Annotated in this window: 9 protein-coding genes; 6 read left to right on the forward strand and 3 right to left on the reverse strand. The window is 67.0% G+C overall.

Going from position 1 to position 15,208, the window contains the following annotated elements; genetic code table 11:
• Window positions 1-23: 23 nt before the first annotated feature.
• On the forward strand, window positions 24-1,421 hold the full coding sequence (locus BHE01S_RS21135) for an MFS transporter (RefSeq protein ID WP_042267360.1): 1,398 nt from the start codon (window positions 24-26) through the stop codon (window positions 1,419-1,421).
• A 65-nt stretch (window positions 1,422-1,486) separates the two neighbouring features.
• On the opposite strand, the gene cobA is transcribed toward BHE01S_RS21135, so the two are convergent.
• Window positions 1,487-2,296 carry a uroporphyrinogen-III C-methyltransferase gene (gene cobA / locus BHE01S_RS21140; RefSeq protein ID WP_042267485.1) on the reverse strand — a complete coding sequence of 270 codons (810 nt, stop codon included), beginning with the start codon at window positions 2,294-2,296 and terminating at the stop codon, window positions 1,487-1,489.
• A gap of 677 nt (window positions 2,297-2,973) precedes the next feature.
• Here cobA and nirB point away from each other — a divergent pair.
• From nirB to BHE01S_RS21155, 3 genes are all read left to right on the forward strand, one after another.
• The gene (gene nirB / locus BHE01S_RS21145; RefSeq protein ID WP_042267486.1) at window positions 2,974-5,565 is read left to right on the forward strand and encodes a nitrite reductase large subunit NirB; all 2,592 of its coding nucleotides are present in this window, start codon (window positions 2,974-2,976) and stop codon (window positions 5,563-5,565) included.
• A gap of 30 nt (window positions 5,566-5,595) precedes the next feature.
• Complete coding sequence (gene nirD / locus BHE01S_RS21150; RefSeq protein ID WP_042267361.1) at window positions 5,596-5,955, forward strand: nitrite reductase small subunit NirD; 360 nt, start codon at window positions 5,596-5,598, stop codon at window positions 5,953-5,955.
• Window positions 5,956-6,039: 84 nt separating this feature from the next.
• The gene (locus BHE01S_RS21155) at window positions 6,040-10,236 is read left to right on the forward strand and encodes a bifunctional nitrate reductase/sulfite reductase flavoprotein subunit alpha (RefSeq protein ID WP_042267489.1); all 4,197 of its coding nucleotides are present in this window, start codon (window positions 6,040-6,042) and stop codon (window positions 10,234-10,236) included.
• On the opposite strand, the gene BHE01S_RS21160 is transcribed toward BHE01S_RS21155, so the two are convergent.
• On the reverse strand, window positions 10,190-10,489 hold the full coding sequence (locus tag BHE01S_RS21160; protein ID WP_042267363.1) for a hypothetical protein: 300 nt from the start codon (window positions 10,487-10,489) through the stop codon (window positions 10,190-10,192). The two genes, BHE01S_RS21155 and BHE01S_RS21160, sit on opposite strands and share 47 nt — an antisense overlap.
• Before the next feature lie 184 nt (window positions 10,490-10,673).
• On the opposite strand from BHE01S_RS21160, the gene cynR reads away from it, so the two are divergent.
• Entirely contained in the window at window positions 10,674-11,570 is an 897-nt protein-coding gene (gene cynR, locus BHE01S_RS21165) for a transcriptional regulator CynR (RefSeq protein ID WP_245639812.1), read from the forward strand.
• A 36-nt stretch (window positions 11,571-11,606) separates the two neighbouring features.
• Here the strand turns inward: cynR and BHE01S_RS21170 are convergent, their stop codons facing one another.
• Window positions 11,607-12,995, reverse strand: a complete 1,389-nt coding sequence (locus tag BHE01S_RS21170; protein WP_042267364.1) for an alkaline phosphatase family protein — start codon at window positions 12,993-12,995, stop codon at window positions 11,607-11,609.
• A 279-nt stretch (window positions 12,996-13,274) separates the two neighbouring features.
• On the opposite strand from BHE01S_RS21170, the gene ilvD reads away from it, so the two are divergent.
• On the forward strand, window positions 13,275-15,134 hold the full coding sequence (gene ilvD, locus BHE01S_RS21175) for a dihydroxy-acid dehydratase (protein WP_042267366.1): 1,860 nt from the start codon (window positions 13,275-13,277) through the stop codon (window positions 15,132-15,134).
• Window positions 15,135-15,208: the final 74 nt, after the last annotated feature.

Here is a 15,208-nt window from a genome sequence, read left to right on the forward strand (position 1 = left end):
GATCCACTACTGGAGAGCACCTCGTGAAAGACCTGGTAAGTTCGCTCAAGAGCGGTAACTGGCGCGCGCTGATCGCGTGTTTCCTGTATTTCGACACCGGCTTTACGGTGTGGGTGATGTTCGGCCCGCTCGCGCCGTTCATCCAGAAGGACATTGCGATGACGCCGGGCGAGCTGGGGCTGCTCGTGGCCGTGCCCGTGCTCGGCGCGGCGATTCTGCGCGTGACGCTCGGTAATCTCTATCAGGCCTACGACGGCCGCCGCGTCGCGCTGATGGGCATCGCACTTTCCGCCATTCCCGCCGCCGTGCTGTTGATGATGCCGGGCACGCCGTCCTATACATTGCTGCTCGTACTCGGCGTGCTGCTCGGCGTGGGCGGCGCGAGCTTCGCCGTGGCGCTGCCCATGGCGGGCAGCAACTATCCGCCGAAGGTGCAGGGCCTCGTGCTCGGCCTCGCCGCGGCCGGCAATATCGGCGCCGTGCTCGACGGCTTCCTCTTTCCGGGCCTCGCCAGCCACTATGGATGGGCGCGCGCCACGGGCGCGGCGCTGCCGCTGCTCGCGCTTACCGCAACGGCCGTGACCTTCTGGGCCCGCGATCTCGGCCAGAAGTCCGGGAGCGCGCCGCGGGCATTGCGGTCGTTCGGCATCACGCTTGCCGGCTTGATCGCGCTGGTGCTTGCCGTGCATGCAGGCGTGTTCGGCGCAGGCAAGACCGGCGTGCTGCTGCTGCCGGTGCTGGGCGCGCTGCTCGCCATTGCCGTGTTGCCGCGCCACTATCGCGCGGTGCTCACCGAAGGCGACACGTGGGTCGTGATGCTCGTGTACAGCATCACGTTTGGCGGCTTCGTGGGCATGTCGTCCTATATCTCGACGCTGCTTATTTCGCTCTACCAGGTGCCGAAGCTCGAAGCCGGCGTGGTGATGTCGCTGCTCGCGCTGACCGGCGCGATGCTGCGCCCGCTTGGCGGCCTGATTGCGGATCGCATTTCGGGCGTACGCGCACTCGTGGTGCTGCTTGCCGCGATCTCGGTATGTGATTTCGCGTTCGCGCTGTGGATGCCGCCATTCGCCGCCGGCATCGCGCTGCTCGCGTTCACCTATGTGTGCTTCGGTCTCGGCAACGGCGCGACGTTCCAGCTCGTCCCGCGCCGCTGGCAAGGCCGCACCGGGCTGATGTCGGGCATTATCGGCGCGGCGGGGGGGATCGGCGGCTTTTATCTGCCGGTCATCATGGGGATTGCCAAGGAGAGCACCGGCAGCTACCAGATGGGTTTCGCGACGTTCGGCGTGATCGCGGCGGCGGCATTCGGACTCGTGGTGCTGCATCGCGCACGCTGGCTCGAATGGGCGCTGCCCCACGAGCAGCCGGCGATGGCCCCGGCTGTCGTGCAGGGCGCTCAGGCGAGCGCAAGCAACTGAGACCGGCTAGCTAGCAGGACGCGGCCCGCGCGCGAGAGCGACGGGCCGCTCGGGCGTTCACGCGCTTACGCGCGGCGACGCAGGTCCTCGATACTCGCTTCGCCCGAATGCACGCCGAACGAGGCAGGCGAAATAGCGAATGAAGCCGTGGCGAACGAAGCCGCCTCGCCGATCGCGTTACCCACGAGAATGATGGCGGGGCTGCCAAGGCCCGCCGCGCGAGCGTGATCCGCGATCGTGTCGAGCGTGCCCGCGACGCGCCGCTCGTTCGCGCTGCCGGCCCACTGCACGACGGCGGCGGGCGTCGCCGTGGGGAGCGCGCCCACGAGCGTTGCGCACAGCGATTCGATCCGGCTCATGCCCATATAGATGGCAAGCGTCATGCCGGTTGCGGCGAGCGCCTGCCAGTCCGGTTCACTATGGTCGCGCAGATGCGCGGTCACGAAGATCACACCCTGGCAATGGTCGCGATGCGTGAGCGACACGCCGAGCCCCGCCGCCGCCGCGAACGCCGACGACACGCCGTTCACGATATCTACGCTCACGCCCGCATTGCGCAGGGCCGCGAGTTCTTCCCCTGCGCGGCCGAACAGCAGTGCGTCGCCGCCTTTCACACGCACCACGTGCAGGCCGCGGCGCGCGTAGCGCTGCATCAGTCGCTCGATGAAGGCCTGCGGCGTGGAGCGGCAGCCGCCTCGCTTGCCCACGCGGATCACCCGGGCCTGCGGCGCGAGCGTGACGATTTCCGGGTTCACGAGATCGTCGAGCAGCACGACGTCGGCGCTTGCGAGCACCTTCGCCGCCTTCAGGGTAAGCAAGTCGAGATCGCCCGGACCTGCGCTCACCAGCGTGACCTTGCCTTCGTTGCCCGTCATCATCGTCGTCTTCCTTTGGATTGCGCGCACCCGCGGAGGGAGCGCCATAAAACAAATGGCGTCCGCTCGCCGCTTGCGACGAGGGGACGCCATTGTCCGGTGTGCTTGAGTCGAGGTGCGCGAAGCGCGGCCCCAGGGTTGCATGCCCGGCAACGCTGCCGGGTACTCACGCTTATGCAAGTTCCAGACCAACGTGCGCGCGCTCGCGCCGCCCGCTGGCGGGCCACTCCCAGGCCAGGCGCCGCCCCTGGCCTGGCGCCCCTGGCCGGGCGCCCCTAGCCGGGCGCCCCCAATTTGACAGCCCCCGCAACGTGCACGCCCAAGGCGCACAGCGAAAGTGCTGCACGGCACCAATCTTGTGCTGGCCTGCATCACGATGCGCGCGCCTGCGAACTGCCGCGTGCACCGCTCGCCGGCCGCCGAAGTCCGCCCGGCGGGGCGTTGCATGGGTTCCACGCAGATTGGCACAGTGTTTGCGTAATGCTTCGCAGCAAGTGCCACGCGAATCAATGGGGATTCGGCCGCAAGCAGTAGCGCGGCGCACAAGGGTTTCGTATTCAGGGCAACGGCGTCCCCCGAATCTGGCTTCGCAAGAAGCTGGAATCGCGGGACGCCTTTTTTATTGGCAGGGGCTCAGCATGGTGCAAGCAACGAACGAAGTGAACAGCTCGGCAGCGATGGAGATCGTCGTCGTCGGCCATGGCATGGTGGGCCACAAATTTATCGAGTGCATCCTTGCGGACGGCGCGCCCAACGTGCGTGTGACGGTGCTCTGCGAGGAGCCGCGTGCCGCCTACGACCGCGTGCACCTCTCCGAATTCTTCGCGGGCAAGTCGGCGGACGATCTCTCGCTCGTGGCGCCCGGCTTCTTCGATCGCGAGAACGTGCGTCTCGTGCTGAACGCCAGGGCAGTGTCGATCGATCGCGAAGCGCGCACCGTTCAGGTGTCCAACGGCGAGACCCTTGCGTATGACAAGCTCGTGCTGGCCACCGGCTCCTCGGCGTTCGTGCCGCCCATCGCGGGCAACGATCGCGCCGATTGCTTCGTGTACCGAACCATTGACGATCTCGAGGCAATGCAGGCGCGCGGCGCGCACGCGAAGTCGGGCGTGGTGGTGGGCGGCGGCCTGCTCGGTCTCGAATGCGCGAAAGCCTTGCGCGACCTCGGCCTCGAAACGCACGTGGTGGAGTTCGCGCCGCGCCTCATGGCCGTGCAGGTGGACGACGACGGCGGCCGCATGCTGCGCGGCAAGATCGAAGAGCTCGGTGTGAGCGTGCACACGCACAAGAACACACTGGCTATCGTGGACGGCAAAACGGTGGAAGGCGCGACGGCCGCCAACCGCATGCAGTTCGCCGACGGCACGCACCTCGACGCCGACATGATCGTGTTTTCCGCCGGCATTCGCCCGCGCGACGAAATCGCCCGCGCCTGCGGCCTCGAGATCGGCGCGCGCGGCGGCATCGTGATCGACGACCAGTGCCGCACGAGCGACGCGAACATCTACGCCATCGGCGAATGCGCGCTGTGGCAAGGGCAGATATTCGGCCTCGTCGCGCCCGGTTACGACATGGCGCGCATTGTGGCCAGGGGGCTGGCGGGCGAGGCGTCGAGCTTCGCGGGCGCCGACATGAGCACCAAGCTCAAGCTGATGGGCGTGGACGTGGCGAGCATCGGCGACGCACACGGCAAGACGCCCGGCAGCCGTTCCTACCGCTACGCCGACGAGCGCCGCCAGGTCTACAAGAAGATCGTGGTGTCCGATTGCGGCAAGAAGCTGCTCGGCGCGGTGATGGTGGGCGACGCGAGCGAATACGGCACGCTGCTGCAGATGATGCTCAACGGCATCGAGCTGCCCGAGTCGCCCGAATTCATGATCCTGCCGCAGGCCGACGGCAAGGCCAGGCCCGCGCTCGGCGTGCAGGCGCTGCCCGACGCCGCACAGATCTGCTCGTGCAACAACGTTTCGAAGGCGCAAATCTGCGCTGCGGTCCAGCAAGGCGCGACGACCATCGCCGCGGTGAAGGGGGCCTGCAACGCCGGCACGTCGTGCGGCGGCTGCGTGCCGCTCGTCACGCAGATCATGAAGTCGGAGATGAAGCGCCAGGGGCTCGCCGTCAATAATCACCTTTGCGAGCACTTCCATTATTCGCGCCAGGAGCTTTATCACATCGTGCGCGTGGAGGGCATCAAGACATTCGGTGAACTGCTCGCGAAGCATGGCAAAGGACTGGGCTGCGATATCTGCAAGCCGGCCGTGGGCGGAATTCTGGCGTCCTGCTGGAACGAATTCGTGCTGAAGAAGGAGCACGCGAGCCTGCAGGATTCGAACGACTACTACCTCGCCAACATTCAGCGCGACGGCACGTATTCGGTGGTGCCGCGCATGCCGGGCGGCGAGGTCACGCCGGAAGGCCTCATCGCCGTTGGTCAGGTGGCGAAGAAGTACGGCCTGTACACGAAGATCACGGGTGGTCAGCGCGTGGACCTCTTTGGTGCGCGCGTCGAACAGTTGCCTTTCGTCTGGGAGGAACTGATCGCCGCGGGCTTCGAATCGGGGCACGCATACGGCAAGGCCCTGCGCACCGTGAAGTCGTGCGTGGGCTCGACGTGGTGCCGCTACGGCGTGGGCGACTCGGTGGGCTTCGCGATCGAACTCGAGAACCGCTACAAGGGTCTGCGCGCGCCGCACAAGATCAAGTTCGGCGTCTCTGGCTGCACGCGCGAATGCGCGGAAGCGCAAGGCAAGGACGTCGGCATCATCGCCACCGAGAAGGGCTGGAACCTCTACGTGTGCGGCAACGGCGGCATGAAGCCGCGCCATGCGGAACTGCTCGCCGCCGATCTCGATCAGGCCACGCTGGTGCGGTACGTCGATCGCTTCCTCATGTTCTACGTGCGCACGGCCGACCGTCTGCAGCGCACGAGCGTGTGGCGCGACAACCTCGAAGGCGGCCTCGACTATCTGATCGACGTGGTCGTGCACGACAAGCTGGGCCTTGGCGCCGAACTCGAAGCCGAAATGCAGCTCGTGGTGGATACCTACGAATGCGAGTGGAAGAAGGCCGTGACCGATCCCGAAACGCGCCGCCGTTTCCGCCACTTCGTCAATAGCGATGCGGGCGACCAGCACGTCACCTTCGTTGAAGAGCGCGGCCAGATCCGCCCGGCTACGCCCGAGGAGCGCACGCAGGTCCCGCAAGCGGCACCGCATTTCAGGCGGCATGAAGCGCTGTCCGACATTCCCGTAGTCGTCGAAACCGTCTGATTCCCCTTTCATCGAACCGAGGAGTACGAAATGAATAGCGAAGCAAAAAGCGAACAGCTCGAAGGCAACTGGGTTCCCGTCTGCACGCTCAACGACATCGTGCCGAACACGGGCGTGTGCGCGCTCGTGAAGGGCGAACAGGTCGCCGTGTTCCACGTCGACGACGGCGACGCGCGCGTGTACGCCATCGGCAACTACGATCCGAACTCGCACGCCGCGGTGCTCTCGCGCGGGCTCGTGGGCAGCTTCGGCGAGCGCATCGTGGTGGCCTCGCCGATCTACAAGCATCACTTCGATCTGTCCACCGGCGAGTGCATCGAAGCGCCGCAGCATTCGGTCAACGCGTTCCCCGCGCGCGTGGAAAACGGTCAGGTGTGGATTGCCGCCTGAACTGACCACTGAAGCGACAAAGGCACGGCGCGCCGGATGCGCCGCGCGCCCAGAATCTGTTTCAAGCTGATATCGATCGAGCGCATGAGCAGCGAAAGCGTAAAGAGCGTTTGCCCGTACTGCGGCGTAGGCTGCGGGATGATCCTGCACGTCGAGGACGGCCAGGTCGCGAAGATCTCCGGCGATGCCGAGCATCCGACCAATTTCGGCCGCCTCTGCACGAAGGGCTCGTCGGCGCACGTGGCGCTGCGCAAGTCGGGGCGCCTCGAGCGCGCCTTCGTGCGCCACGCCCGCGACGAGGACCCGGTGCCGCTGCCGCTCGCGCAGGCCATCGCCGATACGGCGCGCCGCCTGCGCTCGACGCTCGACGCGCACGGCCCCGACGCGCTCTCGTTCTACGTTTCCGGGCAGATGTCGGTCGAGGCGCAGTACCTCGTGAACAAGCTCGCCAAGGGCTTCGTGCGCACCAGCAACATCGAGTCGAACTCGCGCCTGTGCATGGCGAGCGCGGGCAGCGGCTACAAGCTTTCGCTCGGCGCGGACGGCCCGCCGGGTTCCTATCAGGACTTCGACCGCGCCGACCTCTTCTTCGTGATCGGCGCAAACATGGCGGACTGCCATCCGATCCTGTTCCTGCGCATGATGGACCGCGTGAAGGCGGGCGCAAAGCTCATCGTCGTGGACCCGCGCCGCACGGCGACCGCCGCGAAGGCGTCGCTGTTCCTGCAGATCGCGCCGGGCACCGATCTGGCGCTGCTCAATGGCCTGCTGCACCTGCTGCACAAGAACGGCCATACCGACGCGGACTTCATTGCACAGTACACCGAAGGATGGGACGCGATGCCCGCGTTCCTCGCAGACTACACGCCGGAAAAGGTCGCTGAAATCACGGGTCTGTCCGTCGACTACATTTGCCGCGCCGCGCAAATGATAGGCGAGGCGCCCGAGTGGATGAGCTGCTGGACCATGGGGCTGAACCAGAGCACCCACGGCACGTGGAGCACGAACGCGATCTGCAACCTGCATCTCGCGACGGGCAAGATTTGCCGTCCCGGCAGCGGGCCGTTCTCGCTCACCGGGCAGCCCAACGCAATGGGCGGGCGCGAGGTGGGCTACATGGGACCGGGCCTGCCCGGGCAGCGCACGGTGCTCGCGGAAGACGACCGCGCGTTCGTCGAAGCGGCGTGGGGCGTGGCGCCCGGCACGCTGCCCGTAAAAGCGGGCGGCGGCACCGTCGACATGTTCTCGCGCATGGCTGCGGGCGAGATCAAGGCGTGCTGGATCATCTGCACGAACCCGGTGGCGAGCGTGGCGAACCGGCAGACTGTGGTCGCGGGCCTGAGGGCCGCCGAGCTGGTGATCGCCCAGGACGCTTTTCTGGACACCGAAACGAATCAGTACGCCGACGTGCTGCTGCCCGGCGCGCTCTGGGCCGAGGCCGATGGCGTGATGATCAACTCCGAGCGCAACATGACGCTCATGCAGCAGGCCGTCGAGCCACCGGGCGAGGCGCTGCCCGACTGGCAGATCATCGCGCGCGTGGCCTGCGAAATGGGTTTTGCCCAGGCGTTCAGCTACGCGAGCGCCGCCGAGGTGTTCGACGAAATCACGCGCTTTTCGAACCCGAAGACGGGCTACGACCTGCGCGGGGCGAGCCACGCGAAGCTGCGCGAAACGCCGCTGCAATGGCCCGTCGCGCCGGATGCCGCGAGCGATCGCAACCCGCTGCGCTATCTGAACGACGGCGTGAGCCAGACGCTCAAGGTCAACGCCGACGGCACGCGCCCTCGTATCGCTTTCGCCACGGCGCACGGCAAGGGCGTGTTCTTCGCGCGTCCTCATGTTGCGCCTGCCGAACTGCCCGACGGCACGTATCCGGTGGTGTTCAACACGGGGCGCCTGCAGCATCAGTGGCACACCATGACGAAGACCGGCAAGGTGCCGATGCTCAACAAGCTCAACCCGGGTCCCTTCGTCGAGATTCATCCCGAGGATGCTGCCGCGCTCGGCATTGCCGCGAGGGATCGCGTGGAAGTGCGCTCGCGCCGCGGCCGCGTGGTGCTGCCCGCCGTGGTGACCGAGCGCGTGCGTCCCGGCAACTGCTTCGCGCCCATGCACTGGAACGACGTGTACGGCGAGGAGCTTTGTGTGAACGCGGTCACGAGCGATGCGATCGACCCGATTTCCCAGCAGCCCGAACTGAAATTCTGCGCGGTCGCGCTCTCGCGCGTCGGCCCGCCATCCGCGCCGCGCGAGACCACGCGCATGCCGGATGCGGCCGATGCCGCCGTTGCGTCAGCCGCGTTCGACGCCAGCGCGCCGCAAGCCGCCAACCCGTCTCAGGAACTCGACATGTCCCGCATCGATGCCTTTTCGACGCTACTCGGTCTCGACGACGTCGCCGCGCCGCAACTGGGCGACGCAGAGCGCCGGTACCTGGCGGGCTTCGTCGGCGGCCTGCGCTCGTTGCGGGCGGCAGAGCCCGTCGGCGTGCCCATGCTGCCCGTGCACGCGCCGTTTCCCGCCGACACGCGCGTCTGGCTGGACGGCCTGCTGGCGGGTCTGTTCAGCCGCGCCGAGCCCGCCGCGCGCGCGGATGCGCTCGCCGTGCCGGGTGCGCCCGAAGAAAAGCCGCATGGCGTGCGCATCGCCCATACGCGCCCGAAGGTCTTGCTGCTGTGGGCCTCGCAGACGGGCAACGTCGAATCGCTCGTGGAGCAATACGCGACGCAACTGATGGAATCGGGCTTCGAGATTCGCACGGCCTGCATGGCCGACTACCCGCTGGCGAACCTCGCCAAGGCACAATACGTCCTCCTGATGACGAGCACGTTCGGTGACGGCGATGCGCCCGACAACGGCGCGGCCTTCTGGAGCGCACTCGCGGCAGAAAACGCGCCTCGTCTCGCTTCGCTGCGCTTCTGCGTGCTGGCCTTCGGCGATCGCAACTACGACGCGTTCTGCGGCCACGGGCGCAAGCTCGACGCGCGCCTCGAAGCGCTGGGCGCCACGCGTCTCATGGAGCGCGTGGATTGCGACAGCGAATACCAGCGTGCCGCCGACGCCTGGCTCGATCGCATCGTCGTGCGCATCAAGCAGGAGGACGCGGCGCTGCACGCGGTGCCCGCCGACGGTTCGATTCCCGAGGTGCTGCCCGGCTGCGCGGCGACGAAGGCGCGCCCGGCTGCCTCGAAGCTGCTGAGGAACGTGCGCCTGAACATGAAGGGCGCGACGAAGGACACGCGCTACTTCTCGCTCGCAACGGGCGAGGCGGGCCTCGACTACGAAGCGGGCGACGCGCTCGGCGTGTGGCCCACCAACTGTCCCGCGCTCGTCGAGGAGTTGCTGGGCCTCACTCGCCTCGCCGCCGACACGCCGGTCGCCGTGAGCGGCCACGGCGAGATGCGCCTTGGCGAGGCGCTCGGCAAGCACTACGAGATCGCGCGCCCGAGCCCCGATGCGCTCGCGTTCATTGCGTCGCGCACGCGCTCCCGGAGCCTCGCCGAGATGCTCGACGAATCGCGCAAGGGCGATCTGCGCAACTGGCTCTGGGGCCAGCAGCTCGCCGACGTGCTCCACGAATATCCCGTCGACCTGAGCGCGCCTGAGCTGCTCGCCATGCTCAAGCGCCTGCAGCCGCGGCTCTATTCGATTTCGTCGAGCCCGAAGGCCCATGCGGGCGAAGTGCACCTGACCGTTTCGGCCGTGCGCTACAACAACGGCCGCCGCGAGCGCAAGGGCGTGGCCTCGACCTTCCTCGCCGACCGCGCGCAGGAGGGCAGCGTCCCGGTGTTCGTGCAGAAGAGCACGCATTTCCGGCCGCCGCGTAATGGCGACGCGCCGATGATCATGGTCGGTCCCGGCACGGGCGTCGCACCCTTCCGCGCCTTCCTGCACGAGCGGCAGGCGCGCGGCGACACGGGCCGCAACTGGCTCTTCTTCGGCGAGCAGCACGCGGCCACCGACTTCTACTACCGCGACGAACTGGAGCAAATGCGCAAGGACGGCCATCTCGAGCGGCTCGACCTCGCGTTTTCGCGCGACCAGAGCGAAAAGGTCTATGTGCAGGACCGCATGCGCGAGCAGGGCGCGCAGCTCTGGGCGTGGTTGCAGGAAGGGGCGCACCTCTATGTGTGCGGCGATGCGAGCCGCATGGCGAAGGACGTGGATGCCGCGCTCAGGGAGGTCGTGGCGGGCCATGGCGGCATGAGCGCCGAGGCCGCGCACGACTATGTCAGTGCGCTCGGGCGGGACAAGCGCTACCTGCGCGACGTCTATTGAAAGCGCGCGGCGCGGCTTCGGTGCGGCCCGGCGAGGACCGGCCGCCCGCGCGCCACGTCTGCAGCGCGCGAAAGCGGCGCGTGCGCGCCTGGTCCGTGCGCGCGAAGCTTGCGCCGTCTCTGCCGAGCCCGGCATAAAGGCCGCCGCGCTCGCCTTTGGCCACGACGGGTTCGGGCAGCAGGATGGCGATGAGAAACGTCAGGCACGAGCCCGCGAACACCGCCACCACGCTCATCGAGATCGACTCGAACATCCGTTTGTCCCCCGGTAGAATGGTGTCCGGCGGCTGATGCCGTGCGTCCCGCGCACCGCATCGCCGTCGTCGTCGCAAACCATTTTGCGCAGGGCGCGCGTTCACGTCCAAGACGATATTCGGATCGTCACGATAAGCGTGCCTTATGAAAAAAACCGGAGACACTCGGGAGGCAGCCATCTTGATGCTTCGCTCGATACGCTACGTGCTCACCGTGGCGGAGTTGAAGAATTTCACGCGCGCAGCCGAGGTGCTGCACGTTTCGCAGCCGGCGCTCTCACAGCAGATCCGCCAACTGGAAAACGATCTTGGCGGCGCGCTGTTCGACCGCAGCGGCCGCGCCATCAGCCTGACTGAATTCGGCCGCGTGTACATCGAACACGCGCGCCAGGCGCTCGCGCATCTCGATGCCGGCAAGCGCGCGCTGAACGAAGTGCGCGACCTCACGCGCGGTCTGCTGCGGCTCGCCTATACCCCGACCTTCGCGGAATATCTGATCGGCCCGGCGCTGCGCGGCTTTCGCGAAGCGCACCCCGCTATCGCGCTCGACGTGAGCGAGCGGCCGCTCGAAGATATCGAAGGCGGACTCGAGCGTGACGAACTCGATCTCGGCATTGGCTTCACGGATGTGCGCTCCGACGAAATTGAAGTGAGCCCGCTCTTTGCCGAGCACATGGCGCTGCTCGTGGCCACGCGCCATCCGCTGGCGCGCCGCCGCGCGGAGGTGACGGCCGGGCAGCTCGCGACGATGCCGCTCGCGCTATTGAGTCCCGACTTCGTGGTGCGGCGCTTCGCCGATGCCTATTTCCGCGCGCACCAGTTGATCCCGCGCGTGATGCTGCAGGCCAATTCGGTGGGCACGGTGCTCAAGCTCGTGAAGGACGGAACGCTCGCCACGCTGCTGCCTTCGGCGGTGCTGCGCGAGCATCGCGGACTCGTCACGCTGCCCGTCACGCCGGCGTTGCCACAGCGCACCGTCGCGCTGCTCAGGCGGCGGCGCGCATCGAGTACGCTCGCTGCCAACGCGTTTTCGGAGGTGCTGCTCGCGCTGATTACGCAGGAAGGGCTGGGCGAGGCCTGAGGCGGTCTCGCCCAGCCCTTTGGTCTCTTCGTCACCTCAGGGTTGACCGGACGAAAGCAGGTTGTGGAAGAAGTCCACCGCGTGCTGACGGGTTGCCATGCCCCCGAGCGTGGCGGTCGGGTCGAGCCCCGAGCGCCGCGCCGTGCCGCTCACGAGACTCTTTTGCAGGTCGTTGAGCGGGCGCGCGAGATTGGTGGCGATGAATCCGGAAGCGGGCGGCGCGGCGATCGCCGGCAGGTCGGTGCGCGGTGTGTCCAACGTGAGCAGCGCAGCGAGCGTGGGTGCGGCCGCCACGCGCCGGCTCGCGAGCATGTCGGCGGGCGCGATGCCGAGCCAGTCGCGCAGGGTGGCGAGAATCGACGTGTGGTCGTAGGGTGTGGCGCCCGGTGAGCGGAACACGGTGCCCGGCGCGATATACGGCGACACCACGACCGCCGGTACGCGCACGCCAAAGCTGTCGAAGGCGAAGTTCTGGTCGCCGGGGTTGCTCGCGGCATCGGGCGCCACGGCGTTGGCGGGCGGCAATACGTGGTCGTAGGTGCCGCCGTGCTCGTCGTAGGTGATCACGAGCAGCGTTTCGGGCCATGCGGGCGATGTGCTCAACGCGTGCCAGATGTCGTAGAGAAAGCTCTCGCCCGCATAGACATCGTGTGGCGGGTGCTGGTCGTTCGGGTCGAGCAGAAAGCGCGGCTCGATGAACGAATACTGCGGCAGCGTGTTGTTCCGGCAAGCGGAGATGAAATTGCTGAAGCGCTGGAAGTTTGCCTTATATTTCGGATCCCATAACGTCGGGAACATGGTGAGCGTGAGCGAGGGGGCGATGAGCGCCGCGCTGTACACGGCCCAGCTCGCGCCCATGTCGCCCAGCACGTTGAAGATGGTGCGCACTTGCCACTCGAAGGGGTCGGGCGGCGAGCCGTTGTCGACGTGGCCGTTCGACGTGCCCGCGTGGGCGAAGGCGCGGTTCGGCCAGGTCTGGCTCGGCACGGGCGCGAACCAGGCGTCGCAGACGGCGTATTCGCGCGCGAGCGTCGAGAGTACCTTCAGCTGATCGGGGCTGTGGCACTGCATGACCTGGCTTGCGTCTGTCGTCGCGGTCGTTTCGTAGTCTTGCACGAAGCCGGACATGGGCATCGCACCTGTCCCGTTGCCGAGCAGTTGCACGCGCACGTTTGCGAACGTCTCCTGCGGATCGGGGTCGGGCAGCGTGGCAGTGGAGGCCGGTGTGGTCGCGGCGATGGTGCCGCCTGCCTTCGTCGGGTTGCTCAGGCCCGCCTTGAGCCCGTCGAACGGCCGTTCCGCGCTGGCGGCGGGCAGGAAATGCGTGGGGCTGCTGCCGTTCGTGTACAAGCCGCCGAGCATCGTATCGAACGAGCGGTTTTCGAACATCACGACAACGACGTGCTTGATGTTCTGCAGGGACATGGGGGCTCTCCGTCACACGGGTCTGACGCAGAATAGTGGTGCAGGCGTGCGGATTCGGCAAGGTTCGGCAACCCTGAGCCCTGAGAAAACGGCCGCTGCTGCGGGCGTACCAGCTGTACGCCACGACCGCCGCCGGCCGATCCAGCGGGGCGCCCATGCGTGTGGGATAATCACAAGGTTTGCCCAGAGCGCAGCTCAAGAGGTTGTTCGCAAGGGCGTGCGTGGGGCCTTTATTCCCGTGGCCCGCTTCCTTTCTGCGATTTTTCTCCTACAGCCACAATGCCCGCATACCGTTCCAAAACTTCCACCGCCGGCCGCAACATGGCAGGTGCGCGCTCCCTGTGGCGCGCCACCGGCATGAAAGACGAAGACTTCGCCAAGCCGATCATTGCGGTCGTCAACTCGTTCACCCAGTTCGTTCCCGGCCACGTGCACCTGAAAGACCTCGGCCAGCTCGTTGCGCGCGAAATCGAAGCCGCGGGCGGCGTGGCCAAGGAATTCAACACGATCGCCGTCGACGACGGCATCGCCATGGGCCACGACGGCATGCTGTATTCGCTGCCGAGCCGCGACATCATCGCGGATTCGGTCGAATACATGGTCAACGCGCACTGCGCCGACGCCATGGTCTGCATCTCGAACTGCGACAAGATCACCCCGGGCATGCTCATGGCCGCCATGCGCCTGAACATTCCCGTGATCTTCGTCTCGGGCGGCCCGATGGAAGCGGGCAAGACGCGCCTTGCGAACCCCGTCACGAAGGCCATCGAGGTCAAGAAGCTCGACCTGATCGACGCGATGGTGATCGCGGCCGACACCAAGTACTCCGACGCCGAAGTGGCCGAAGTCGAGCGCTCTGCCTGCCCGACCTGCGGTTCGTGCTCGGGCATGTTCACGGCCAACTCCATGAACTGCCTGACCGAGGCGCTGGGCCTCTCGCTGCCGGGCAACGGCACCGTGGTCGCCACGCACGCGGACCGCGAACAGCTCTTCAAGCGCGCCGGCCGCCGTATCGTCGAACTCGCGCGCCAGTACTACGAGCAGGAAGACGAGCGCGTGCTGCCGCGTTCGGTGGGCGTCAAGGCGTTTGAAAACGCCATGACGCTCGATATCGCCATGGGCGGCTCGACCAACACCATCCTCCACTTGCTGGCGGTTGCGCAGGAAGCGGGCATCGAGTTCGGCATGGCCGACATCGACCGCCTTTCGCGCGTCGTGCCGCAGTTGTGCAAGGTCGCGCCGAATACGAATAAGTACCATATCGAAGACGTGCACCGCGCTGGCGGCATCATGGCGATCCTGGGCGAACTGGAGCGCGCCGGCAGGCTGCACACCGACGTGCCGACCGTGCACGCGCCGACGCTCGGCGACGCGCTCGCGCAGTGGGACATCAGCCGCACCCAGGACGAAGCGGTCAAGACGTTCTACATGGCCGGCCCCGCGGGCGTTCCGACGCAGGTCGCGTTCAGCCAGAACACGCGCTGGCCGAGCCTCGACACGGACCGCGCCGAAGGCTGCATCCGCTCGTACGAGCATGCGTTCTCGAAGGAAGGCGGCCTCGCCGTGCTGACCGGCAACATCGCGCTCGACGGCTGCGTGGTGAAGACCGCGGGCGTGGACGACAGCATCCTCGTGTTCGAAGGCACGGCGCACGTGACCGAATCGCAGGACGAAGCGGTGGAAAACATCCTCGCGGACAAGGTCAAGGCCGGCGACGTGGTGATCGTGCGCTATGAAGGCCCGAAGGGCGGCCCCGGCATGCAGGAAATGCTCTACCCGACGAGCTACATCAAGTCGAAGGGCCTCGGCAAGGCGTGCGCGCTCCTGACCGACGGCCGCTTCTCGGGCGGCACCTCGGGCCTCTCGATCGGCCACTGCTCGCCGGAAGCGGCGGCGGGCGGCGCCATCGGACTCGTGCGCGACGGCGACAAGATCCGCATCGACATTCCGAACCGCACGATCGACGTGCTGGTTTCGGACGAGGAACTCGCGCGCCGCCGCGAAGAGCAGAACGCCCGTGGCTGGAAGCCGGCGAAGGCGCGTCCGCGCAAGGTGTCGGCGGCGTTGAAGGCCTACGCCAGGCTCGTGATGTCGGCCGACAAGGGCGCTGTGCGCGATCTCTCGCTACTGGACGACTAAGCCTTTCAAGGACGAGGCGGGCCGCGCGGCTCGCCTCAAACACAACAGGCAGGGCAAAAAAAATCGAGCCTCCC

The sequence above is a fragment of the Paraburkholderia heleia NBRC 101817 genome (genome assembly GCF_000739775.1).
In the GTDB taxonomy this organism is placed as follows: Bacteria; Pseudomonadota; Gammaproteobacteria; order Burkholderiales; family Burkholderiaceae; genus Paraburkholderia; species Paraburkholderia heleia.

Coding starts and splice junctions, on each gene's coding strand:
- nirB (WP_042267486.1), top strand. CDS start 2,974: ATGGAGATCGTCGTCGTCGGCCATGGCATGGTGGGCCACAAATTTATC.
- BHE01S_RS21160 (WP_042267363.1), bottom strand. CDS start 10,489: ATGTTCGAGTCGATCTCGATGAGCGTGGTGGCGGTGTTCGCGGGCTCG.
- cobA (WP_042267485.1), bottom strand. CDS start 2,296: ATGACGGGCAACGAAGGCAAGGTCACGCTGGTGAGCGCAGGTCCGGGC.
- BHE01S_RS21155 (WP_042267489.1), top strand. CDS start 6,040: ATGAGCAGCGAAAGCGTAAAGAGCGTTTGCCCGTACTGCGGCGTAGGC.
- BHE01S_RS21170 (WP_042267364.1), bottom strand. CDS start 12,995: ATGTCCCTGCAGAACATCAAGCACGTCGTTGTCGTGATGTTCGAAAAC.
- nirD (WP_042267361.1), top strand. CDS start 5,596: ATGAATAGCGAAGCAAAAAGCGAACAGCTCGAAGGCAACTGGGTTCCC.
- cynR (WP_245639812.1), top strand. CDS start 10,674: ATGCTTCGCTCGATACGCTACGTGCTCACCGTGGCGGAGTTGAAGAAT.
- ilvD (WP_042267366.1), top strand. CDS start 13,275: ATGCCCGCATACCGTTCCAAAACTTCCACCGCCGGCCGCAACATGGCA.